The 23612-nt window shown below is 45.0% G+C and carries 23 protein-coding genes and 1 pseudogene; 8 read left to right on the top strand and 16 right to left on the bottom strand.

Features of this window, described 5'->3' with window-relative positions:
- From AOB49_RS12170 to AOB49_RS08785, 4 genes and pseudogenes are all read left to right on the top strand, one after another.
- A pseudogene (locus AOB49_RS12170) lies at window positions 1-236 on the top strand (efflux RND transporter periplasmic adaptor subunit); the annotation flags it as partial.
- Window positions 233-1423 (top strand): ABC transporter permease, encoded by a 1191-nt coding sequence (locus tag AOB49_RS08775; protein ID WP_062310078.1) that lies wholly within the window; start codon window positions 233-235, stop codon window positions 1421-1423. The pseudogene AOB49_RS12170 and the gene AOB49_RS08775, both read left to right, overlap by 4 nt.
- A 1-nt stretch (window position 1424) precedes the next feature.
- A complete protein-coding gene (locus AOB49_RS08780) occupies window positions 1425-2126 on the top strand; it encodes an ABC transporter ATP-binding protein (protein ID WP_062310079.1) in 702 nt (233 codons plus the stop codon).
- A gap of 153 nt (window positions 2127-2279) precedes the next feature.
- Complete coding sequence (locus AOB49_RS08785; RefSeq protein WP_062310081.1) at window positions 2280-2903, top strand: tyrosine-type recombinase/integrase; 624 nt, start codon at window positions 2280-2282, stop codon at window positions 2901-2903.
- A gap of 160 nt (window positions 2904-3063) precedes the next feature.
- On the opposite strand, the gene AOB49_RS08790 is transcribed toward AOB49_RS08785, so the two are convergent.
- The 13 genes from AOB49_RS08790 to AOB49_RS08850 form a co-directional block, all read right to left on the bottom strand.
- A complete protein-coding gene (locus AOB49_RS08790) occupies window positions 3064-3294 on the bottom strand; it encodes a DUF2789 family protein (protein ID WP_062310083.1) in 231 nt (76 codons plus the stop codon).
- 2 nt (window positions 3295-3296) lie between these two features.
- On the bottom strand, window positions 3297-5645 hold the full coding sequence (locus AOB49_RS08795) for a heavy metal translocating P-type ATPase (protein WP_062310085.1): 2349 nt from the start codon (window positions 5643-5645) through the stop codon (window positions 3297-3299).
- A 17-nt stretch (window positions 5646-5662) separates the two neighbouring features.
- Window positions 5663-6157, bottom strand: coding sequence for a TPM domain-containing protein (locus AOB49_RS08800; RefSeq protein WP_342667200.1), 495 nt, complete (start codon window positions 6155-6157; stop codon window positions 5663-5665).
- Between the two features lie 8 nt (window positions 6158-6165).
- Window positions 6166-7041: a TPM domain-containing protein gene (locus AOB49_RS08805; protein ID WP_062310090.1), complete on the bottom strand. Its 876-nt coding sequence runs from the start codon at window positions 7039-7041 to the stop codon at window positions 6166-6168.
- Window positions 7042-7046: 5 nt separating this feature from the next.
- On the bottom strand, window positions 7047-7649 hold the full coding sequence (locus AOB49_RS08810) for a LemA family protein (protein ID WP_062310092.1): 603 nt from the start codon (window positions 7647-7649) through the stop codon (window positions 7047-7049).
- 86 nt (window positions 7650-7735) lie between these two features.
- On the bottom strand, window positions 7736-7996 hold the full coding sequence (locus AOB49_RS08815; protein ID WP_062310094.1) for a heavy-metal-associated domain-containing protein: 261 nt from the start codon (window positions 7994-7996) through the stop codon (window positions 7736-7738).
- A 2-nt stretch (window positions 7997-7998) separates the two neighbouring features.
- Window positions 7999-8253, bottom strand: coding sequence for a copper-binding protein (locus tag AOB49_RS08820; protein ID WP_172793423.1), 255 nt, complete (start codon window positions 8251-8253; stop codon window positions 7999-8001).
- Between the two features lie 64 nt (window positions 8254-8317).
- A complete protein-coding gene (locus tag AOB49_RS08825; protein ID WP_082784133.1) occupies window positions 8318-8785 on the bottom strand; it encodes a DUF411 domain-containing protein in 468 nt (155 codons plus the stop codon).
- Window positions 8766-9245, bottom strand: a complete 480-nt coding sequence (locus tag AOB49_RS08830; RefSeq protein ID WP_407070234.1) for a cupredoxin domain-containing protein — start codon at window positions 9243-9245, stop codon at window positions 8766-8768. The genes AOB49_RS08825 and AOB49_RS08830 overlap by 20 nt, the downstream gene beginning before the upstream one ends.
- A gap of 353 nt (window positions 9246-9598) precedes the next feature.
- Entirely contained in the window at window positions 9599-11011 is a 1413-nt protein-coding gene (locus AOB49_RS08835; RefSeq protein WP_062310099.1) for a multicopper oxidase family protein, read from the bottom strand.
- A gap of 12 nt (window positions 11012-11023) precedes the next feature.
- The gene (locus tag AOB49_RS08840) at window positions 11024-12457 is read right to left on the bottom strand and encodes a TolC family protein (protein ID WP_062310567.1); all 1434 of its coding nucleotides are present in this window, start codon (window positions 12455-12457) and stop codon (window positions 11024-11026) included.
- Entirely contained in the window at window positions 12457-12774 is a 318-nt protein-coding gene (locus AOB49_RS08845; RefSeq protein ID WP_062310101.1) for a hypothetical protein, read from the bottom strand. The genes AOB49_RS08840 and AOB49_RS08845 overlap by 1 nt, the downstream gene beginning before the upstream one ends.
- A 66-nt stretch (window positions 12775-12840) precedes the next feature.
- Window positions 12841-13209, bottom strand: coding sequence for a hypothetical protein (locus AOB49_RS08850; RefSeq protein ID WP_156471398.1), 369 nt, complete (start codon window positions 13207-13209; stop codon window positions 12841-12843).
- A gap of 211 nt (window positions 13210-13420) precedes the next feature.
- Between AOB49_RS08850 and AOB49_RS08855 the strand changes: the two genes are divergently transcribed.
- Window positions 13421-14689, top strand: a complete 1269-nt coding sequence (locus AOB49_RS08855) for a hypothetical protein (protein ID WP_062310106.1) — start codon at window positions 13421-13423, stop codon at window positions 14687-14689.
- A 519-nt stretch (window positions 14690-15208) separates the two neighbouring features.
- Here the strand turns inward: AOB49_RS08855 and queF are convergent.
- The 3 genes from queF to ilvA are packed head-to-tail and all read right to left on the bottom strand — an operon-like array spanning window position 15209 to window position 18479.
- The gene (gene queF / locus AOB49_RS08860) at window positions 15209-16036 is read right to left on the bottom strand and encodes an NADPH-dependent 7-cyano-7-deazaguanine reductase QueF (protein WP_062310109.1); all 828 of its coding nucleotides are present in this window, start codon (window positions 16034-16036) and stop codon (window positions 15209-15211) included.
- A complete protein-coding gene (locus AOB49_RS08865; RefSeq protein ID WP_062310112.1) occupies window positions 16036-16944 on the bottom strand; it encodes a 5'-nucleotidase in 909 nt (302 codons plus the stop codon). The genes queF and AOB49_RS08865 overlap by 1 nt, the downstream gene beginning before the upstream one ends.
- 14 nt (window positions 16945-16958) lie before the next feature.
- Window positions 16959-18479, bottom strand: a complete 1521-nt coding sequence (ilvA, locus tag AOB49_RS08870) for a threonine ammonia-lyase, biosynthetic (RefSeq protein ID WP_062310114.1) — start codon at window positions 18477-18479, stop codon at window positions 16959-16961.
- 134 nt (window positions 18480-18613) lie between these two features.
- Here ilvA and AOB49_RS08875 point away from each other — a divergent pair, with 134 nt between their 5' ends.
- The 3 genes from AOB49_RS08875 to ubiE are packed head-to-tail and all read left to right on the top strand — an operon-like array spanning window position 18614 to window position 23607.
- Window positions 18614-22453, top strand: coding sequence for a DUF3683 domain-containing protein (locus AOB49_RS08875; RefSeq protein ID WP_062310115.1), 3840 nt, complete (start codon window positions 18614-18616; stop codon window positions 22451-22453).
- Entirely contained in the window at window positions 22453-22842 is a 390-nt protein-coding gene (locus AOB49_RS08880) for a gamma-butyrobetaine hydroxylase-like domain-containing protein (RefSeq protein WP_062310118.1), read from the top strand. The genes AOB49_RS08875 and AOB49_RS08880 overlap by 1 nt, the downstream gene beginning before the upstream one ends.
- Window positions 22843-22863: 21 nt before the next feature.
- Window positions 22864-23607, top strand: a complete 744-nt coding sequence (ubiE, locus tag AOB49_RS08885; protein ID WP_062310120.1) for a bifunctional demethylmenaquinone methyltransferase/2-methoxy-6-polyprenyl-1,4-benzoquinol methylase UbiE — start codon at window positions 22864-22866, stop codon at window positions 23605-23607.
- Window positions 23608-23612 lie beyond the last annotated feature (5 nt).

Below are 23612 nucleotides of genomic sequence, written 5' to 3' on the forward strand. Positions count from 1 at the left end.
TTAGCTTGCCCAACGCAAGCATTAAAAAGAGGGGTGATGAAACTGGGGTATGGGTGCTCAAGGATGGCAAGCCCCATTTTGCTCGGGTACAAATTGGACAAAACGGCTTAAATGGTCAAGTGGTTATTCTGGGCGGACTTAAGAGTGGTGATGAAGTTGTTCTCTATAGCGATGCTGAAATTAAAGAAGGTCAGCGCATTAAGGTGGTAGATGCTTTGTTAAAGAAATCGCCGTGATTAGTCTAGCGGGTCGTGACATTGCTCATTCTTGGGGTAAGTTTGCTCTAACGGGATTGGGTCTCGGACTGCTAATCGGTGTCACTCTAACAATGGCGGGGGTATATCGAGGTATGGTGGATGATGCCATGGCCCTACTAAACAATAGTGGTGCAGATCTTTGGGTGGTACAAAAAGATACTCAAGGCCCTTACGCTGAAGCATCCAGTATTCGAGATGACTATGTAAGGGGTGTGCTGGGAATGCCAGGCGTTGCACGCGCAGCTAACATTACCTATCTCACAATGCAGGTTCGTAAAGGACAGAGTGATACTCGAGTCATGGTGGTTGGGGTAGAAAGTGGGCAGCTTGGTGAGCCGGCCTATTTGATTTCCGGTCGACATATTGTTCAGTCACACTATGAAGCATTGGCGGATGTTAAAACGGGGTTTGAGCTAAACGACCTCATTCAAATTAAGCGCCATCAGTATCGGGTAGTGGGTTTAACTCGCCGTATGGTCTCATCGGGTGGCGATCCAATGGTATTCATTCCAATTAAAGACGCACAAGAGGCGCAATTTCTAAAGGACAACGATGCGATTCTGAATGATCGTGCCAGAAACGTAGCCAATCCCAGTTTGAATCGCCCTATTCCTGGCTTATTAGATGCCATTACAGCATCGCAATCTACCAATCACAGCGTTAATGCCATCCTTGTTCAAATCCAAGCCGGCAGTAGTCCAGAGGAAGTAGCCAAACCAATCCGTCGCTGGAAACATCTTGAGGTGTATACAAGGGCGCAGATGGAAGAAATCCTTGTTGCCAAGTTGATCGCAAATTCTGCGAAACAAATTGGTATGTTTCTAGTGATCTTGGCGGTAGTAAGCGCTGCCATTGTGGCTTTCATTATCTACACCATGACCCTGGGAAAGATCAGGGAGATTGCCGTGTTGAAATTGATTGGCACTCAAAATAGTACTATTGGCAGCATGATCTTGCAGCAAGCCCTTGGCTTGGGGTTAATTGGTTTTGTTGTGGGAAAAACTTCTGCTACTTTTTGGGCGCCGCTGTTTCCAAAGTATGTTTTATTAGAGCCTGTAGACGCAATCATCGGATTCATTTTAGTGATGGTCATATGCGCTTTAGCTAGTACCTTGGCGATTAGAGCTGCTTTGCTGGTAGATCCCGCCCAAGCAATTGGAGGCTGATATGAGTACTTACAGCATTCAATTAGAAGGGCTTAGAAAAACTTACGGACATGGTGACGCTGCTGTAGATGCCCTCAAAAATGTCAATATGCAAATTGCTCCAGGTGAAGTGGTGGGGCTTATTGGCCCATCTGGATCCGGAAAAAGTACGCTACTGAAATGTCTAGGGGCAGTCATTGAGCCCACAGCAGGTCGCATGACTTTGGGTGGTGAAGTGATCTACGAGAATGGTTGGAAGATTAAGGACTTAAGGGCTCTGAGAAGAGACAAAATTGGCTTTATTTTCCAGGCCCCTTATTTAATTCCGTTTCTAAACGTTACCGATAACGTCGCACTATTGCCTATGCTTGCAGGCGTGCCTAATGCTCAGGCTAGAGCGCGCGCTAGAGAGTTGCTAGAGGCTCTAGATGTTGCACATAGGGCTAATGCAAGCCCATCTGAATTATCTGGGGGTGAGCAACAACGAGTTTCCATTGCAAGAGCTTTGGCAAATAGACCCCCAGTGATTTTGGCTGACGAACCTACTGCGCCTCTAGATAGCGAGAGGGCTCTAGGGGTAATGGGGATCTTAAATCAAATGGCCAGTCAATATCAGACTGCGATTATTGTGGTTACCCATGATGAAAAAATTATCCCACTATTTAAGCGCATTTATGCAATTCGAGACGGGCAAACCATTGAGGAATCTAGGCAGGGTCAATGAGTAACCTGAGAATTGCTTAAGTGGCGGCTAAGGGTCGATTTTTGCCTCCAGTAGCTAACTAGCTTGAATGACTGCTTTTGAGATTTCTAGAGTCCTTGCTGATGCCATTAATTCAGCGCAAAGTGGTATTCCCTTTCACATGAGGAGAATGTCATGGAACAGCTTATTGCAACTACGCATAAAGAACCCTGGAACAAAGGCAAACTGACAGGGCAGAAAGCACCACTTAAGTTAAAAGATATTTGGGCCATTCGGGTCCGACTTCAACTAAATGGCAACAAGCGGGATTTAGCTTTATTTAATTTGGCTATCGACAGCAAATTAAGAGCTTGTGACCTAGTGAAGTTAAAAGTTCGAGATATCGCGACTGGTGACCATGTTTCATCTAGAGCCAACATATTGCAACAAAAGACCCATCGACCAGTTCAGTTTGAAATTACTGAATTAACAAGGACTGCAGTTGAGCAATGGATTCAGGCGGATGGTTTGCACTTGGAGGATTATCTATTCCCCAGTCGGATTAAAGAATCCCCACATTTATCGACTAGGCAGTACGCTAGGATTGTGCATAGTTGGGTTAGCTCTATTGGCTTGGAATCAGCAAACTATGGAACGCACACCATGCGCCGCACTAAGGTTTCTTTAATCTATCGCCGGACTAAAAACCTACGAGCAATTCAGTTGCTGCTGGGTCATACCAAGCTGGAAAGTACAGTTCGTTACCTAGGCATTGAAGTGGATGATGCTTTAGAGATGGCAGAACAAACTGAGGTTTGAAATTGGGGGGGGCTGCGTTAATGCCATCGCCGCAGTCTACCCCTCTCTCATAAGCAGACAGTCAGATGGACTTTGGGCGATAGGCTCAATCCGACCCAAAGCAGACCATCAATTCAATAATCTGAGTACGCTAACTCTCACCCAAAACTGAGCGACCTGCTTAACGTAAGTCTTTATTTAACTGATCCACAATCTCGGCCCAATCAGCATCTAAAAGCAACTCATCACGAAGAAGCCTTGCTTGAGATGGTGTCCAGAATGGTGCATCCGCTAATTCAATCGCTTCATCTAAAGGCGCATGCCGATCAATGAATGCCTTAATACTATTACCATCAGAAGGTAGTCCTAATTGAAGGAATAACTCAGAGAATGGATGAAATGACTTTTCCATGATTAATTTCTCCTTAAACGTAACGCATTTGTAATGACCGAGGCTGAGCTCAAGCTCATGGCAAGTGCAGCAATTAATGGTGAGAGTAACCATCCAGTGAAAGGATATAAGAGACCAGCAGCAATAGGAATGCCCAGTGCGTTATAAAGAAACGCAAACACTAGGTTTTGCTTCATATTGCCTACCGTATCGTCTGAAAGCGACTTAGCAATCGCAATACCTCTGAGATCACCTTTAACTAAAGTAATTTGGGCGCTATTCATAGCAACGTCAGTACCGGTGCCCATAGCAATACCAACATTGGCTTTTGCTAAAGCTGGAGCATCATTGATGCCATCACCTGCCATTGCAACAATCCGACCTTCATTTTGTAGTCGAGTTACCAATTCGAGCTTATCTGCTGGCTTAACCTCTCCATAGACCTCTTCAATCCCAAGGCGCTTGCCAACAGATTTAGCAGTTGTTAATCCATCTCCAGTTGCCATCACAATTCGCAATCCCGCATCTCTTAAGGTTTGCAAAGCCTCTGGCGTAGTAGCCTTAATAGGATCAGAGACAGCTAAAAGTCCAGCAAGCTTTCCGTTGATAGCTAAATGCATCACGCTAGCGCCTTCAGAGCGGAGATCCTCTGCTTGGGCTTTCAAAATATCAACAGAAACTCCCAGCTTATCCATCAATGCAGTATTACCCAACGCCAAATGAAACAAGCCAAGGCTACCTTGAACTCCAATTCCTGAACTTGATTCAAAGTTTTCGGGTTTCTCTAATGGCAAATTGCGGTCTCTTGCGGCGCGAACAATTGCATCAGCAAGGGGATGCTCACTGCCCTGATCAAGACTTGCTGCAAGCTTTAAGACCTCATTACCATCAAAGCTGGGCGCAGGAATAACTCTATCAAAAATTGGCTTACCCTCTGTTAAGGTGCCTGTTTTATCAATAATGAGGGTGTTCACCTTACGAAGAGTTTCAATGGCCGCAGCGTCGCGGAACAAAATTCCCTTTGTCGCCCCTTTACCAGTAGCAACCATAATCGACATTGGCGTGGCAAGACCTAGGGCGCAAGGACACGCAATAATTAATACCGAAACCGCATTGATTAAACCAAAGACCCAACTTGGTTCGGGGCCAAAGATCCCCCAAATGAAAAAAGTCAGCAAAGCTATCGCTACAACAGTTACTACAAAATATCCCGCAACAATATCTGCCATTCGCTGCATTGGCGCTCTTGAGCGTTGGGCTTGAGCTACCATTTGTACAATTTGAGACAACATAGTTGATGAGCCAACACGCTCGGCTTTAATAATCAACGCACCGTTGGTGTTCATGGTTGCCCCAATGACACGATCACCGATGCGCTTAGTCACTGGCAATGGTTCCCCGGTAAGCATGGATTCATCAAGTGCGCTAGAGCCTTCAGTAATGACACCATCTACGGGTACTTTTTCACCTGGGCGCACCCTCAATAAGTCTTCAATATGCACATTTGATAAGGGGATGTCTTCCTCGGAGCCATCAGCCTTAATTCTTCTGGCTGTTTTAGGCGCTAAGCCCAACAAGGATTTAATTGCCGTAGAAGTTTGTGAACGTGCCTTTAGTTCCAACACCTGACCAAGCAGAGTCAATGAAATAATGACGGCGGCTGCCTCAAAATACACACCAATCCTGCCCATAGACATAAAGGAAGCAGGAAATACTTGTGGAGCTACCGTAGCAACAACGCTATACAAAAATGCAGCACCTGTTCCCAATCCAATCAAAGTCCACATATTTGGACTACGATTGGCTATGGATTGCCAGCCACGATGAAAAAACGGCCATCCTGCCCATAAAACAATTGGTAAGGATAGGAACAATTCAACCCAGGTTTGGGTTTGAGGCTCTAGTAGATTTAATTTATGACCAAACATCGCAAGGACAGTCACCACTACCGTCAAGGGCAGTGTCCACCAAAATCGCCTTTGAAAATCAACTAATTCTGGATTTTCTTCTTCCTCTAATTCAGGCAGCAGAGGCTCTAAACTCATCCCACAAATTGGGCAATTACCAGGATGATCTTGTCGAATTTGCGGATGCATGGGGCAGGTATAAATTGTGCCAGCCACCGAAGCAGAAGACTCTGAGTCCTGTAGCCCCCCATCTAGATACTTGCTGGGCGCTCCAATGAATTTTTCTTTACAACCATTACTGCAAAAGTAATACGCAACATCCTTAAGCGAGTAATTATGTTTAGACTGAGACGTGACCGTCATGCCACAAACAGGATCCTTTAAGGAATTTTCAACCAAAGAATGTTCGTGATGGGCGTGAGCCGGACCATGCTCATGATGATGGTTCTCATTGTGATTACTCATTCCAAATCCTTGTTTATCTAATCTATTAAAACTGGCGAATCTGGGATTTCATTATCTGAAGATGATTTCCCCGGGAATTGACTTTGCAATAGTTGACTCACCATTTCAATTCCAGACAAAATGCCAGCCTGATATTCATTGAGTGCAAATTTGGATTCGATCTCATGACAAATAACATCCCACGCACTGGCATCTGCGTTTGAATGAATACCTCTATCGGCAATTATCTCTACAGCATGATCGGCTAATAAAACATAAATGAGCACCCCATTATTGTGCTCAGTGTCCCAAACTCTTAGATTGGTAAAGACTTCAATTGCGCGATCTCTAGGGCTTAAGCCTTTTAACAAGGCAAGCGTATCCAGGGCACCTTCAACGGCAAAGCAAATTTGACCCGAATGCTGATCCTCACTATCTCGAATCGCTTTTGTTATAGCGGCGAGGTCTTGCTTAGAAAAGAATTTCCCTACCTTGCGACTATGAGACCAGAGATGTTTTATTAATCGATTCATGCTCATGCTTACCATCTCCCCGAAGAGCCGCCACCACCAAAGCCACCACCGCCACCACTAAATCCACCCCCACCACCATGACCTCCTCCACTGCTATAGCCGCCAAAGCCATGTCTACCCAACCCCATTCCGGATAGAGCAACGACTAATGCCACAACACCGGCGATTAAGGCCATAGAAAACGCACCGAACATAAACCAGGCGATAAGAGCTACAAATCCTCCGGTAACAAGGGAGCCAGGCAACCTGCCGAGCATTGATCGCAAGATTCCGCCAAGCACTAAGGCCACAATAAAGATGATTGGTAAAAATGAGCGAATATTCCCGGGGTCACGAATTTCGGTGTTAGCTGGGGTTGGTGCCGGTAACGCCTCACCATCAACCACGCCAATCACAGCGTTTACGCCATCAGTAATACCACCATAAAAATCCTGCTGCTTAAAGCGCGGCACAATGATTTGGTCGATGATTCGTTTACTAGTTGCATCCGTTAATACTCCCTCAAGGCCGTAGCCCACTTCAATCCGAAGGGTCCTATCCGCTTTAGCAATAATCAGAATCGCACCATCATCTATTTTTTTCCGCCCAATCTTCCATTGCTCAGCTACGCGAATGGCATATTGCTCAATCGCCTCAGGAGCGGTAGACGGCACTATCAACACTATAATTTGACTGCCCTTTTTAGCCTCAAAACTACTTAAGGCTTGATCTAGAGAAGCGATCTGACTGGGTGTAAGAGTGCCTGTTTGATCAATGACCCGCCCTGACAAAGCTGGCACCATCTGCTGTGCCACAGAAAACTGAGGCCAGCAGAGAAGCGCCAAAAGCGACAATATAGCCAAGCAGCGCCTAGGCAATTTGCAGATACGGCCAAAAACAGACATGCTGATTATTTCGGTGCAGGCGTATCAAATGAAACGCTAGGAGGGGTTGCCAGTTCCTTTTCATTCTCAACGGTAAAGTTTGCCTTGGCTTTATAACCAAAGACCATTGCTGTTAAGTTAGATGGGAATGAGCGAATCGTGACGTTGTACTCCTGTACAGATTTAATGTAACGATTACGAGCAACTGTAATGCGATTTTCAGTGCCCTCTAGTTGCGCTTGCAAATCTCTAAACCCTTGATTTGCTCGTAAGCTCGGGTAGTTTTCTGAAACGACTAATAGTCTGGATAAAGCCGAAGTGAGTTGTCGTTGTGCTTGCTGGAATTTCTGGAAAGCTTCTGGGTTATTTACCAAATCAGGAGTAGCTTGAATTGAGGTCGCTTTAGACCTGGCTTCTACAACTTTGGTGAGGGTATCTTGTTCGAACTTAGCCTCACCCTTAACAGTGCTCACTAAATTAGGAATCAGGTCGGCTCTACGCTGATATTGATTTAATACCTCAGACCAACTGGAGGTCACCTGCTCATCTTGAGACTGAATTTGGTTATACCCACAACCCGATAATAATACCGCTGCCATTGCCATCAGACCAATGAGAAATTTACGCATTTGTTACTCCTTCACTTAATTAAAGTTTGAATCTGTAAGAACAATCACCTTTTCAGGTGTCTAAAAATTAGGAATTAAAGAGAGTGTTAACCACAACAGCAACCACCAGATTTTTTCTGTGGCACTTGAACGCTACCATCAAGGTCCAAAGAAGAGGGGTAACCATCCTCATTTAGCGCATGAATCAAATCATCACTCTTCCAGCTCGTCCTATCTAAATGAACTTTGCCGTTTTGCAAGTCAACATGGATATTAGAAACGCCATCTAAAGATTCAAGCGCCTTGGTAACGTGTTTGACACAAGAGCCACAGGTCATACCGGCCACATTTAAATGAATTTGACTCATATTCAGTCTCCTTTTTTTAATTCGATGACATATAGCTTTCCACCTTCGCTTGATGCTACGAATTCCACTTGGTCTCCAGACTTAAGACCATTTAAAAGAGTTTTGTTTTTCACGTTAAAAATCATGGTCATTGGGGGCATATCTAAATTCTTGATTTCCTCGTGACGAATGGTGACTTTGCCTTGCTCCAAATCAACTTTGCGTACCTGACCAGCCGTATATGCACCAGTAGATTGGGCGCTTACTATATGAGTCAAGATTACTCCTGATAGTAGAAAAATAACACTCAAATATTTTTTTAGATTGTTCATAATTTAATTCCTATCGATAAGATTGATAAATTTGGGATTGACCATTTTTAGAGATCAATAAAACGTCATAAGGATCTTTTCTAGATCCATACTCAGGACCATCCATTCCTGGAGAGCCTATGGGCATCGCTGGTACAGCAATCCCTACAGCATTGGGCTTCTCGGCCAATAAACGCTTAATTTCCCTCGCCGGGACATGACCTTCGATTGCATAACCATCAATGACTGCGGTATGGCAAGACCCAAACTGAATGGGCATGCCCATCTTCTTTCTAATCTGGTCATTACCATCGCTGATCACTTTAGTAGCAAAGCCATTTTTCTCCACATACGAAATCCAATCCTTGCAACAGCCACAAGTTGGACTCTTCCATACTGTGATCAATGGTTTTTCACTGACAGCACTGGATGCAAACGGCACTAGCACCAATCCCATTGCTATAGCCCTTCTTGTTAAATTAATGTTGATGGGAGCCATGGCCGTCCCCTTTCTGTGCTGGTGAAACAGATTTAGGTCCAGCTACCGAAATTGATCCCTTCATTCCCGCATCGTAATGGCCTGGTTGTAGGCATGCAAATTGCACTTTTCCAGATTTCGTAAATTGCCAAATAATTTCACCTGTTTGACCAGCGCCTAAGGTAACCATGTTTGGCTCGGCATGCTCCATTTCTGGAAACTTCATCATCTGCTTATAGTGCTCTTGTAGCTCTTGATCTGTACCAAGCACCATTTCATGTTTTGTTTTACCCAGATTCTTGACTACAAAATGGATAGTTTCGCCTTGCTTGACTTGAATACTACTAGGATTAAATCTCATGTTGTCTGTCATGCGAACTCTAATTGTTCGATTTACTTTGGCTGCAATACCCGGCTGTCCAACACTAGAATTTTCGCTGCCATGATCATGACCACCACTAGCGCCATGGTCATGAGACATTGCGCCCATGCCACCCATAGCCCCCATGCCTACGCCTGATCCATGCATCTTGTCATGCATCGCCTTACATTGACTAGCACTCATCTCAGGATGCATTTGTTGACACATTGCCACCCTTTGTTCAGGAGTCATTTTTGCCATATTCTCGTGCATCGCCTTACATTGATCAGGACTCATTTCAGGATGCATTTTTTGACACATCGCTGCCATTGGATCTTGGTTCATGGCCCCTTGATTCATCATCCCCATACCGCCAGGTTGTGTTGCACCTTGCGCAAACACCAAACTAGATGCTGCCATCGCAATTGCTGCCAATGTAAATTGAATATTTTTCATTTTGTTTTCCTTAATTATTAATGTCCAGAATGCCCATTGGGCTTTCTTACTTGCACTTCGATTTCTTTTGTAGAGCTTGGTCTTGTTGATTGCATAGGTTTTGCAGCATTTAGTTGCGTTGGAGCTGTAGGTAATGCGCCTTTGTAAGCCTCTGCCACCGTACCAGCCGGATGCTTATACCAACCCGGATCTGCATAATCGCCAGGCTTTTGATCCTTACGTACTTTTAATACGCTAAACATACCACCCATCTCTACCGACCCAAAAGGACCCATACCCGTCATCATGCGAGCCGTGTTATCGGGAATAGGCATTTCCATTTCAGACATATCGCCCATACCCCTTTCACCCATCACCATATAGTCAGGTATCAGACTGTTAATCTTCTTGCCAACACCCCGGTGATCAACGCCAATCATGGTGGGGAGGTTATGCCCCATTGCATTCATGGTGTGGTGGCTCTTATGGCAATGGATCGCCCAGTCACCCTCTTCATCTGCAAGAAATTCAATTTGCCGCATCTGCCCAACAGCCACATCAGTGGTTACCTCAGGCCAACGAGCAGTTTTTGGAACAGGGCCTCCATCAGTGCCTGTGACCGAAAACTCATGCCCATGAAGATGAATTGGATGATTAGTCATTGTTAAGTTTCCTACTCTGATTCGGACCTTGTCATTTAGGGCGACATTCAAAGAATCTATGCCAGGAAAAACGCGGCTATTCCAGCTCCATATATTGAAGTCAACCATCGTGGCTACTTTTGGTGTGTAACTACCAGGATCAATGTCATATGAGCTCAATAAAAAACAAAAGTCCCTATTAACATCATCAATAAGTGGATTTTGATCTTTAGGATGCGTAATCCACATACCCATCATTCCCATTGCCATCTGTGTCATTTCATCGGCATGGGGATGGTACATAAATGTTCCCGGGCGGCGAGCAACAAACTCATACATGAAGGTTTTTCCGGGTGGAATACCTTTTTGAGTTAAGCCTGTTACACCATCCATACCATTTGGTAATCTTTGGCCATGCCAATGTACTGAAGTCTGCTCTGGTAACCGGTTAGTAACAAATATCCGAACTCGATCACCTTCCACCACTTCGATTGTTGGCCCAGGGCTTTGACCGTTGTAACCCCATAGGTGCGCCTTAAATCCAGGAGTCATTTCTCGCACTACTGGCTCAGCGACTAAATGAAACTCTTTAACGCCTTCATTCATTCTCCAGGGCAATGTCCAGCCATTTAAGGTAACAACTGGATTGTATGGGCGACCTGTACTAGGTGTTAATGGTGGCATCGTATTAGCGTTTACCTGCGTCACTAATTCTGGGGCACCAGATAAGGCATAGCGGCCAACTGCTGCAACCGCGACAGCACCGCCAGCAATACCGGCATATTTAAAAAAATCTCTTCTTGAACTCATTATTTTTCCTTATCAATGTCCGGCAGGGTTTGCTAACATCCCCGCCCCAGTAACGCTAGGCACCTGGAGTATTGTTGGTCTGCCAATTAAGGAGGACTGCAAAGCAGCATCTGTTAACCAAAATTGTTGCTGAGCATTAATTGCTGCAATTACTGCAGAGACCTGATCTCTTGAGTCGGCAATCAACTCAAAGACACCAATAATCATGCCGTTATAGCGAAGCTGACTTTCTTCAGCGATGGCTTTGCGTACAGGTATTACTTCTTTTCGATAGTGTTGGGATATATCGTATGCAGTTCGATAGGCCGAGTAAGTCTCCCTCAAATTGGAACTAGCGTTTCGAGTAACGCCCTCTAGCCGATTAAATGCGGCTAAAGTTTGGGCATTCATGGCATCCCTACTCATATTTCCCCAATCGAAAATTGGTAGTCGAATCGAAATTTCATAGCCCTGCTTTGGGGTACTCTCTCCAGTAGATGAATTAAATTTAGTGCCGCGATCAAAGCCTAATTCAATATCGGTAAAACTAGTGATGTTGTTAAGCCCCTGAGCTTTCGCTGCCGCCTCTAAAGTTGCTGTAGCCAAGCGTATATCTAGCCGCTCTACACCGGCTTGCTGCGCAATAAATTCAGTATTCGGCGGTTGCTTAGGTAGATCAGGTAAGCGATCTGGCAATTTCAGTTCTTTTGCCTGAGCTTCACTTAGCCCAAGAGCACGAACAAGCTCCTCCCTACGGCTTACTGAAGTCTGTTTTGCATTAGCAAACTGCGTGGCCGAGTCTGCATAAAAAGCTTGCTGCCTTGCACGAGTAATCTTATTGAGATTACCTACCGCCTCCATGCGCCTTGCTAGCTCAGCACTTGCTTCTGCACTTCGAAAAACTTGATCGGCATATTTGAGGGATTGCTCTGCTGCAACTGCACGAACCCAAGCCTGGCGAACCAAAGTAACTTGATCAATGATTTCGGTAGTTAAACGCAATTGAGCTTGTTCAATTCGCTTATCAGCTATTCCTTTGCGTTGAGGCAAAGTAATCAGATCTAATAATCCAAATACAAACCAGCGATTAAATTCGATCTCTGGACTAGTAACCATTCGCTCAAAAGCAAAATAAGGATTAGACATTCTGCCTGCTTGGGCAGCAGACGCTGCTTCAGACCAATTCTGGGCAATGAGTGCTTGAACAGCTGGACTATTAATTAAGGCAAGCTGAACAGCATCGCTTTGATTTAAATTCTTTGCCAGTAGCTGCTGGGCTCTTCCCTGAAGAACATCTCGCTCATCTGACGATTTTGCTAAAACAACCTGGCCATTAGTAAATTTACTCGAATCCAGATTCGTTTTTTGTAAGGCCTCATCAATATTGACGCTAGCGCATCCAGTAAGAGCACTCACGAATAAGATTGATACGAGTTTGTATCGCTTAGCGAAAGGAATGGTCATCATCATTTAACCCCCTCGTGATGATTTCTTGAATGCCCTTCGCTTGTTGGCACCGTATCAGCCTGAGCAGCTTCTTTGGCATACGCTTTCCATCCGCCGATCTTTTGGACGGTAGCGTTAGCCTGCTTCCAAGGAATGATCTCCTCCTCCGAATAAGGCTGATAATTTTTAAATACTGACGTGTACTGCAGCGACTCGGCAATAGACTTTGCCGAAGAACCATTTACCGCCGCATCTTGCGCCGATGCAACTGGACTACCTAGTAATGTGAGCGCTAATAGAAACATTCCATTGCCCCACATGCTTTTAAACATGCTCATAATTTCTCCAATAGACAAACGTAGCGACAAGACTTGTCGCCAAAATCTACTTACTACTGAGGAAATTTAAATCCGAGGGGGTTTGTAAATATTGCCTAGCGATTGGCCGAGGGCCAAAGTAGGAGCGTAAGGTAGTAGATTGTCCGCATACTGCAATGGAGCAATCGCGGAAGAAGAGGCTGTTAAATCAGCAATACCAACGCAGCACTGAGAAGCGGTATGGCACTTTGTAGCCACTTTCTTTGCCGACTTTTCTATCGATGAAGTGCAATCGTTACATTGCTTATGCTGCATATGAGAGTCAGCATTATCAGCATGAGTCGCAGCTTGGGACTGGTGCGCATGGTGTAGATCGGAAACGAATACGGGCATACTAGCCGCATGAATCAGGCTAATAAAAAAACTTAAGCATAAGAAAACGCATACTTTCCGCATTTCTTAACATTACACTGAATTTGGCGTTTTGTCAGCCTCACCCTTCACTTTTTTGAGTCTAGGCATTAACTTATTAAGCTATTGAGGCTATAAACCCAAGCAAATTCAAGAAGATGTGAATAATCCATTGGGTTTGGGAAGGTGCGTTTATCGTAAAGTGCTACAAGAAACCCCACCATCCCCACCGAAGAGATAGTAGATACGAAAATCCATGTCAGATAAAGCCACCAAACTCAATGCCCAGTGCAACTGCATCAGCGTTGACAAGCAGAAACTAGATATTGAGGTTCATCGCCTTATTAGTGATCTGGAGCTTGCTGATTCAACCGCTACAACGATAGGCTCGATGCTCTCAAGTAGCGGAGTATTTATTGACAAAGCCGCCTTAGATCAGATGAAAGCATTAGTAAAGGCGGTCTATAAAGTTTGCGAAATGCCTTTATTTCAAAAATTAGTTCTTGAGCAAGCTCCATTGATTGCTAAGCATCAACAAAGTACAAGTGGTGTTTTTTATGGATTTGATTTTCACCTAGGGGTAAATGGCCCGCAATTAATTGAAATCAATACCAATGCAGGCGGCGCTATGATTTCTGCCCTTGAAATTGGGGCATCGAAAAATTGCTGTGAGCCAGTAGAGAGACGCTTGGGAGTAAGAAATATGCCCAATGAAATTTATGAGACTTTTCTGGATATGTTTACCCAGGAGTGGAGGTCCTTCAATAAGGATCCTTCTGCCCAATTAAAGACAATTGCAATCGTTGATGAGAATCCAACTGAACAATTCTTATATCCTGAGTTTCAACTCTTCCAAGCCCTGTTTCAAAAGCATGGAATCACGACAATCATCACCTCTCCAGACGGCCTCACCATTAAAGACAAAAAGGTTTACTTCGGTAAAATTCAAATTGACTTAATCTACAACCGAACGACTGACTTTTATTTTCAAGATTCGTCATACGAAGTGCTTAGAGACGCTTATCTTCAAGATTATGCGGCTATCACCCCAAACCCCTTTAATCATGCAGTATTTGCCAATAAAGATAACCTTTGCATCTTAAGCAATCGGGAACATCTTGACTCCCTAGGGGTTGACTTGTCTATACAAGAAATACTCCTGAGTCACATTCCGGAGACTGTAAAAGTTTCCTCTAAAAACGAAGAATCTCTTTGGACCAATCGTAAAGAGTACTTTTTCAAGCCCAGTCAAGGCTATGGGAGTCGCGCTGTATATCGCGGAGATAAATTAACTAAAGGCGTATGGGGTCAAATTAAGGATAAAAGCTATATTGCACAAAAAGTAATTCCACCAAGCAAACGAACCATCAAGATTGATGGCAATGAGGCTGATCTTAAAGTCGATATTAGGGATTATGTCTTTGAAGGTAACTCACTCATTTCAGTAACACGTATATACCAAGGACAAACTACAAACTTAAGAACCTTGGGGGGCGGCTTCTCGCCTCTTTATAGCATTGACTAAGATTGATACGATTTAAGACACAATTTAAATTTCTATCTTCTTTAATTCTGAAATTGTAATTAAATGAGTTCAGTTACTAGAATTGCAGTGACTACTTCTGGCCGGACTCGGCCGGTCAAATCCCTAAAAATAGTCTCATTTGACTGTCTGCAATAGGTTAAGAAGAAGATGGAGAATAGGCAGAAAAAAGGAGCTGACAGATGCCAAGTTGAATAGATTGATGGGACAGTTAAATTTACTTATCTTTAAGCTTGAAAATGTCTATTGGGAAAAATTTTCTGATTAAGATCAAATACTCTCCCTTTGCGAAAAATGTAAATAGTCGACTGAATTTAGTAAATTTGTTTACAAAAAATTTAATTAATAGTAAAGTACGCTCGTTAAGTTATTGTTGAATAGGGCATTAGATTATTTATTTACATTTTTGGGGTGTATAACCCTTCTAAGTACTGAGTTTTTCAGTTGTGGAAATGTAAAAAGCCCTTCTTACAAGGGCTTTTTATTTATCTGCAAATAGATTTACTGTCTTGCATGTCTAGTGTTATCTGGCCAAGGTGCGTTGTAGTCTGTACGGAAGGGGTTAATGTCTAGCCCGCCGCGACGAGTGTAGCGCGCATATACGGAGAGCTTCTCAGGTTTGCATTGACGCTTGATATCGCAAAAAATAGTTTCGACGCAGTGTTCATGAAATTCACCCTGTTGCCTAAATCCAATGAGGTAACGCAACAAACCCTCCTCCAAAATTGGCCTACCCTGGTAACGAATTTCCACGCTAGCCCAATCGGGTTGTCCAGTAACGGGGCAATTAGATTTAAGTAAATGAGAGACTAGGCACTGCTCAATTGGCCCAAAAGATTCATTTACGACGAGCATTGCTGGATCTGAAATTTCCTGGGGATCAATTTCAATATCGAGGCGATCCATTAACACGCCACTCATTTCTTGAATGCCCTTTTTGGCGGCGATCTCAGGAGAAAGGATGCGAGTTGATATTTTGCTTCCGGCAACTGCTGAAAGATCGGCAATCATCGTTTCGCGTAGCGCTTCCTCATCTTCAAATCGCGCGTTATTTAGGCTATTGAGATAAAGCTTGAATGATTTGGATTCAATCATATTAGGTGAGTCTGCTGGAACTTGAAATTCCGCTAAAGCAATTTGAGGTTTACCTTTTGGATTAAGCCAACTCAGCTCAAATGCATTCCAAATATCAGTGCCTACAAAAGGCAATACTTGATTGGGTTTGATATTGAGTTTGAGACGATTCTCAGAACGCGGAATGGGAAAGAGCAAGCTCGGATCGTATTGATCGGGATATTGAGTTGCCTGGCCAAGTAGGATTGTGGACATTAGCTTTTAGGTTTATTGGAGACGCCAGATACGACGTGACCAGTTGGTGCTACCGATGCGGCTGACTGGCAGTGACCAGTTTGGTCATCAAAAAAGAAGTCAGGTTCAAATTCGCGCAGAAATTCGCTTTTGGAGAGGCCGCCTAAGAACATCGCTTCGTCAACGTCGACACCCCAAGCCATGAGAGTGCGAATGGCGCGTTCATGTGCAGGTGCGGAGCGAGCTGTCACTAGAGCGGTGCGAATGCGCATCCCCTTTTCACTAGTCGTGCGTTGCAAGCGGTGCAATGCCTCTAGTAATGGCTTGAATGGGCCTGGGGGCAGGGGAATATCCGCTTTTTTGCTTTCATGATCTACAAAAGCAACTAAACCCTTACTCTGAAATACTTGTTCTGCTTCATCTGAAAAGAGTACGGCATCGCCGTCAAATGCGATACGGATTTCGTTTGGGTGAGATTCCGCAGTTTTACTAGACTCTGGATATACGCGTGCCGCAGGAAAGCCTGCATCAATTGTTGCACGGACATCATCTTCATTTGCCGAAAGAAATAAGTTGGCATGTAGTGAGCGGAGGTAATGATAGGGTGGACGTCCGCGGGTAAATACTCCACGTTCTAGGCGCAAGCCATGATGCTCGGCAGAGCGAAAAACTCGCAGGCCGCTCACTGGATCATTACGAGACAAAATGACTACTTCAACGCGTTGCTCGCCTTCCTCATTGAATGCGAGTAATTTTTTAACTAGCGGGAACGCTACGCCTGTTTGAGCAGCCTTAGACAGGCGCTCTAATTGCAATTTCATGTAGGCACTGTCATCGGTAGACTCAAAAATGCGGTTCTCTTCTTCAAAATCGAAGAGTGCGCGAGATGAAATCGCTACGACAAGTTTTCCGGTGAGTGTGTATGACATTAACGAATTACATCTTATTTGAGAAACAGTCGATAGGCTGGGTTATCCGTTTCATTCCAGTGCGGATAGCCGAGTGTGGCCAAGAAATTCTGAAATTTCTTCTGTTCATTTTTAGGAACTTGAATTCCTACTAAGATACGGCCATAGTCTGCGCCGTGATTGCGGTAGTGGAAAAGGCTGATATTCCAATTCGGCGCCATGCTAGTAAGGAACTTCATCAGTGCGCCTGGGCGCTCAGGAAATTCAAACCGATAGAGTAATTCGTCTTGCGCCAGAGCTGAGCGACCACCGACCATATGGCGTAAGTGCGACTTCGCTAGTTCATCATGCGTAAGATCAATCGTGGCAAATTTTGCTTTGCGGAAATGCTTTGCGATTGCTGTGCTATCTGCTGCCTTCTGTGTACCAATGCCTACAAAAATATGCGCTTCGCTTTGGTCAGCAATGCGATAGTTAAATTCAGTGACATTGCGATTGCCAAGTAATTCACAGAAGCGTTTAAACGAACCACGCTCTTCTGGAATGGTGACTGCAAAGACTGCCTCACGGAATTCGCCTACGTCAGCGCGCTCAGCAACAAAGCGCAGGCGACTAAAGTTGATATTGGCGCCGCAAGCAATCGCTACCAATGTTTTTTTCTTTAAACGATGTTTTTCAACATACTTCTTCATACCAGCAATAGCAAGAGCGCCAGCGGGCTCTAGGATGCTGCGAGTGTCGGTAAACACATCATTAATTGCTGCGCAGATTTCATCGGTATCGACAGTGACGATATCGTCAACTACGCGCTTACAAATCCGGAAAGTTTCCTTGCCTACGAGTTTGACAGCGGTTCCATCTGAGAAAAGACCGACGTCTTTCATTTCGATTCGTTTATTAGCCTCTAGCGATCTTCTCATGGCATCAGAATCAACGGACTGAACACCAATGACTTTGGTTTTGGGGCTAACCGCTTTGACGTATTCGCCAATACCGGCGATCAGGCCACCGCCGCCAATGGCTACAAAAATGGCGTCAATTGGTTCTTGGTGTTGCTGAAAAATTTCTTGGGCGATCGTTCCCTGGCCAGCAATCACGTCTGGATCATCAAAGGGGTGTACAAAAGTCAAACCCCGTTTTTTCTCTAGTAACTCTGAATACTTAAAGGCGTCGCTATAGGATTCGCCGTGCAGGATGATTTCAACCCACGACCCCCCTCTAGCCCTAACGGCGTCAATTTTGACGCTTGGAGTGGTCAGGGGCATCACGATGACCGCTTTACACTTCATTTTTGCGGCCGCCAATGCGACGCCTTGGGCATGATTGCCTGCAGATGCAGCAATGACCCCCCGTTTTAGGGCTTCCGGGGCTAAATGAGCCATTTTGTTGTAGGCGCCGCGGAGCTTGAAGGAGAAAACCGGTTGGTTATCCTCTCTTTTGAGTAAAACTTGGTTGCCTAAGCGTTTGGTGAGTTCGGGGGCCAGCTGGAGCTCTGTTTCCCTGGCCACATCGTAGACTCGGGCCGATAAAATTTTCTTTAAATAATTCGTTGCCATGCGATGAGCGTACCATGAATGGGCTCTAAGCCCTTAGATTTGCAAGGTTTTATCTGCCTGGCCAACATCTTTCTACGTTTCCTGCCAATATCAAGATCCCTCAATTAAAATGCATATTTATCAAATATGACGCTATGAACGCACCTATAGCTTTGAATCAGTTGCTGGACGCCGAAGCGGGTTCACCCCGACTTCGCGAGATTCCGTACAACTACACCTCTTTTTCCGATCGTGAAATCGTTATTCGTCTTCTTGGCGAGGAGTCATGGCGTGTACTAAATGATTTGCGAGGCGTACGTCGAACTGGCCGTTCCGCTCGGATGTTATTTGAGGTATTGGGCGACATTTGGGTGGTCCAGCGTAACCCCTTTCTGCAAGACGATCTTTTAGATAACGTTAATCGACGTCAATCTCTGATTGATGCTTTGTGGCATCGCCTAGGGGAAGTAAAAAAACGTTCTAGTGGTGATTCTGCTGAACAGGTTCAAGTTTTATTAAATGCGGCACATCGTGCCGTTGAAAACTTTGAGCAAGGTTTTAAAGAGGTTAATGAAATCCGCAAGCGTGCTCGCAAAGAGCTTGGTCGTCATACTGCTTCTGACAATATTTGCTTTGACGGTGTTTCTCGTGCTGCGCATGTAACAGATGCAACCGATTGGCGTGTTGAGTTTCCGCTAGTTGTTCTAAAGCCTGATTATGAATCCGAGATCCCCGGATTGGTGAAGGCTTGTGTTGAATTGGGTTTGACCATTATTCCGCGCGGAGGTGGCACTGGTTATACCGGCGGCGCTATTCCTCTCTATGCAATGTCAGCAGTGATTAACACTGAGAAGCTTGAGCAAATCGATGCTGTCAAGCTGAAACGTTTGCCAGGGGTAGATCATGAAGTGTCTACGATTTTTACTGGCGCTGGTGTTGTAACGCGAAGAGTTTCAGACGCTGCAGAGCGAGCCGGTCTCGTGTTCGCAGTCGATCCAACTTCGGCTGATGCAAGTTGTATTGGCGGCAACATTGCCATGAATGCAGGGGGTAAAAAAGCAGTTCTTTGGGGTACGGCTCTGGATAACTTGGCTAGCTGGCGCATGGTTGATCCAGAAGGTAACTGGTTAGATATTGAACGACTTGATCACAACCTTGGAAAAATTCACGTAGTAGAAAAAGTTCGTTTTCAGTTGACCTGGTCTGATGGTTTAAGTGAGCCAGGTGAGCGTATTCTCAAAACAGAAATACTTGAAGTTGAAGGAAAGCGTTTCCGCAAAGAAGGTTTGGGTAAGGACGTTACTGATAAGTTTTTATCAGGATTGCCGGGGGTTCAAAAAGAGGGTTGTGATGGCTTGATTACAAGTGCCACATGGATTTTGCACCGCATGCCCAAATATATGCGCACTGTGTGTTTAGAATTTTTTGGTCAAGCACAAGAAGCCATCCCGAGTATTGTCGAGATCAAGGCTTACCTCGATGGCTTAAGCAAGGAGGGCGGACCAATTTTGGCTGGTCTAGAGCATTTAGATGATCGCTATTTAAGAGCGGTGGGTTACTCCACTAAATCTAAGCGCAATGCCTTGCCTAAGATGGTGTTGGTTGGTGATATCGCTGGTGATGATGAAGAATCGGTTGCTGCGGCAACTAGCGAAGTCGTGCGGATGGCCAATAACCGTGTCGGCGAGGGATTTGTTGCGGTAAGTGCTGAGGCGCGTAAGAAGTTTTGGTTAGATCGTGCTCGAACAGCTGCGATTGCAAGACATACCAACGCCTTCAAGATTAATGAGGATGTGGTGATTCCCTTGCCACGCATGGGCGAGTACACCGAGGGTATTGAGCGTATCAATATCGAGCTTTCACTCAAAAATAAGTTGCAAGTGTTGGATGGACTTGAATCATTCTTAAAAAAGAGCGCATTGCCTTTAGGTAAGAGCGATGAAGAGTATGAGATCCCAACTACTGAAATCTTGGGTGATCGTGTTCAACAAGCGCTGGAGCTTATTGCAAGAGTTCGGACGCGTTGGTCTGAGTGGCTTGCTCAGATGGATACCTATTTCCCGGATCTTCAGAATTACAGCCTTCGCGCCTCCTGGAAGACTGAAGTTCGTGCAGAGCTCAGAATTATTTTTGGCGGATTGGCATTTGAGTCAATTCTGAATGAATTAGAGGCAATACATAAGAACATTCTACGTAAGCGTGTTTTTGTGGCCTTGCATATGCATGCAGGGGATGGCAACGTTCACACCAATATTCCGGTGAACTCTGATGACTATGAGATGTTGCAAGATGCGCATCGTGCTGTTGATCGGATCATGAAATTGGCTCGCTCTTTGGATGGGGTGATATCTGGCGAACATGGCATTGGCATTACGAAGCTGGAATACTTGACTGAAGAGGAGTTGAGGGATTTCCGTGCCTACAAAAAGCGCGTGGATCCTGAGGGACGATTCAATAAAGGCAAATTAATGCCGCATGCAGACTTGAGTGTGGCCTATACACCGAGTTTTGGCCTGATGGGTCATGAGTCGCTCATCATGCAGCAGAGTGATATTGGCGCTATTGCCGATAGTGTCAAAGATTGTTTGCGTTGCGGTAAATGCAAGCCAGTTTGTTCTACCCATGTGCCGCGTGCAAACTTGCTTTACAGTCCGCGCGATAAAATTTTGGCAACCTCTTTATTGATCGAAGCTTTCTTATATGAAGAGCAAACGCGCCGTGGTGTTTCGATTCGTCATTGGGAAATGTTTGATGATGTTGCGGCACATTGCACTGTATGCCATAAGTGTTTGACTCCGTGCCCAGTTAAGATTGACTTTGGCGATGTCACGATGAATATGCGCAATTTATTGCGCAAGATGGGGCAGCAACGTTTTAACCTAGGAACTGCCGCATCCATGTTCTTCCTGAATGCAACCAATCCTGAAACAATTCATTTGGCTCGCAAAGCCATGATTGGATGGGGCTATAAGTTGCAGCGTTTAGGGAACGATGTGTTCCGTAAGTTAGCGCGCAAACAAACTGCGCATCCACCCGCTACGGTAACCAAGCCAAATATCAAAGAGCAGGTGATCTTCTTTGTTAATAAGAAAATGCCTGGCAACCTTCCCAAAAAGACTGCGCGTGCATTGCTTGATATTGAGGACGCTAATTACGTGCCGATTATTCGGGATCCAAAAACAACCTCTGCTGATACGGAAGCGGTGTTTTACTTCCCTGGTTGTGGATCGGAGCGATTATTTTCCCAAGTTGGTTTAGCGACACAGGCTATGTTGTGGAATGTAGGCGTACAAACAGTGCTGCCACCAGGCTATCTCTGTTGTGGTTATCCGCAGCGAGGTAATGGCGACTTTGATAAAGCCGAGAAAATGATTACCGATAATCGCGTGCTTTTCCATCGCGTTGCTAATACCTTGAATTATTTGGATATTAAAACTGTTGTGGTCTCATGCGGTACTTGTTATGACCAGTTAGCTGGTTATCAGTTTGAGCAGATTTTCCCGGGCTGTCGAATTATTGATATCCATGAGTATTTGCTTGAGAAAGGCGTAAAGCTTTCTAATGTCACTGGGGTGAAGTATATGTATCACGATCCATGCCATTCCCCAATGAAATTGCAAGATCCGATGAAGACGGTGAACGAACTGATTCAGCTCGAAGATGGTAAGGCGATTCAGAAGAATGATCGCTGTTGTGGAGAATCTGGAACGCTAGCAGTAACGCGCCCTGATATTTCAACGCAAGTTCGCTTCCGCAAGCAGATTGAAATGGAAAAGGGTGCCAACGATTTACGTAAAGGTGACTTTACAGGTGACGTTAAGGTTCTCACAAGTTGTCCTTCTTGCTTGCAGGGATTGACGCGCTTTGATGCGGATAGTGATACCACTGCTGATTACATTGTTGTTGAGATGGCCCAGAAATTACTAGGTAAAGATTGGATGCAAGACTATGTAGCTAAGGCTAATCAGGGCGGCATCGAGAGGGTATTGGTTTAATGATTCCGAGCAATGTTGTTGTGCATCAGCAATCTAAGGTATTAGAGCTTAGTTATGAGAATGGCAAGACCTACCGTTTGCCCTTTGAGTTTTTAAGGGTGGTATCGCCATCGGCTGAAGTGCAGGGCCATGGTCCTGGACAGGAAACATTGCAGACGGGAAAGCGCGATGTTTTGATCGCGAATATTGAGCCGGTTGGTCATTACGCACTGAAACCTTCCTTTTCCGATGGCCACGATTCAGGTTTGTATTCATGGGATTATTTGCATTTCTTATGTGAAAACTATGAGCAATTATGGAAAGAGCATTTAGATAAATTAGCTGCCGCCGGTCTAGATCGCGACACTCCCATGAGTGTTGCTGGCGGAAAATCTTGCGGCAGTCATTAGACCTTTTACTAGAGTAAAAATATGAGTAAGACCCATTTTGGATACCAAAGCGTCGATGAGGCTGAAAAGGCTGGCAAGGTAGCGGAGGTATTCCATTCTGTAGCAGGCAAATACGATGTGATGAATGATTTGATGTCATTTGGTCTTCATCGCCTCTGGAAAAAAGTAACGATTGCTCGCGCCCAAGTTCGACCTGGGCAAAAGGTATTGGATATTGCTGGTGGTACTGGTGATTTAGCGGCGGCCTTTGCACGTGCCGCTGGTTGGGGGCATAACACTAGTGCTCAAGTATGGCTGAGCGATATTAATGCCTCCATGTTGGGTGTTGGTCGCGACCGCCTCCTTGATAAAGGTTTGGCCTTACCGTGCGTTCAGTTTGATGCGGAAAAAATTCCATTTCCTGCGAATCATTTCGATGTGGTGACGGTAGCTTTTGGTTTGCGGAACATGACTCACAAAGATGTTGCTTTGGGTGAGATGCGTCGCGTGATTAAACCTGGTGGCCGCGTACTAGTGCTGGAATTTTCTAAGCCAGATGGCTTTTTACAGCCTATTTACGATGCCTATTCCTTTAAGGTATTGCCGTGGTTGGGCGATAAGATTGCCCAAGATTCTGACAGCTATCGCTACTTGGCTGAATCTATTCGCATGCATCCAGACGCTCAGACCCTAAAAGACATGATGTTGGGAGTGGGTTTTGATGAGGTGGAAACCCACAGAATGACTGGGGGTATCGTTGCACTTCATATTGGTATTAAATACTAAAAGTC

The sequence above is a fragment of the Polynucleobacter sinensis genome (assembly GCF_001595985.1).
GTDB classification, from domain to species: domain Bacteria; phylum Pseudomonadota; class Gammaproteobacteria; order Burkholderiales; family Burkholderiaceae; genus Polynucleobacter; species Polynucleobacter sinensis.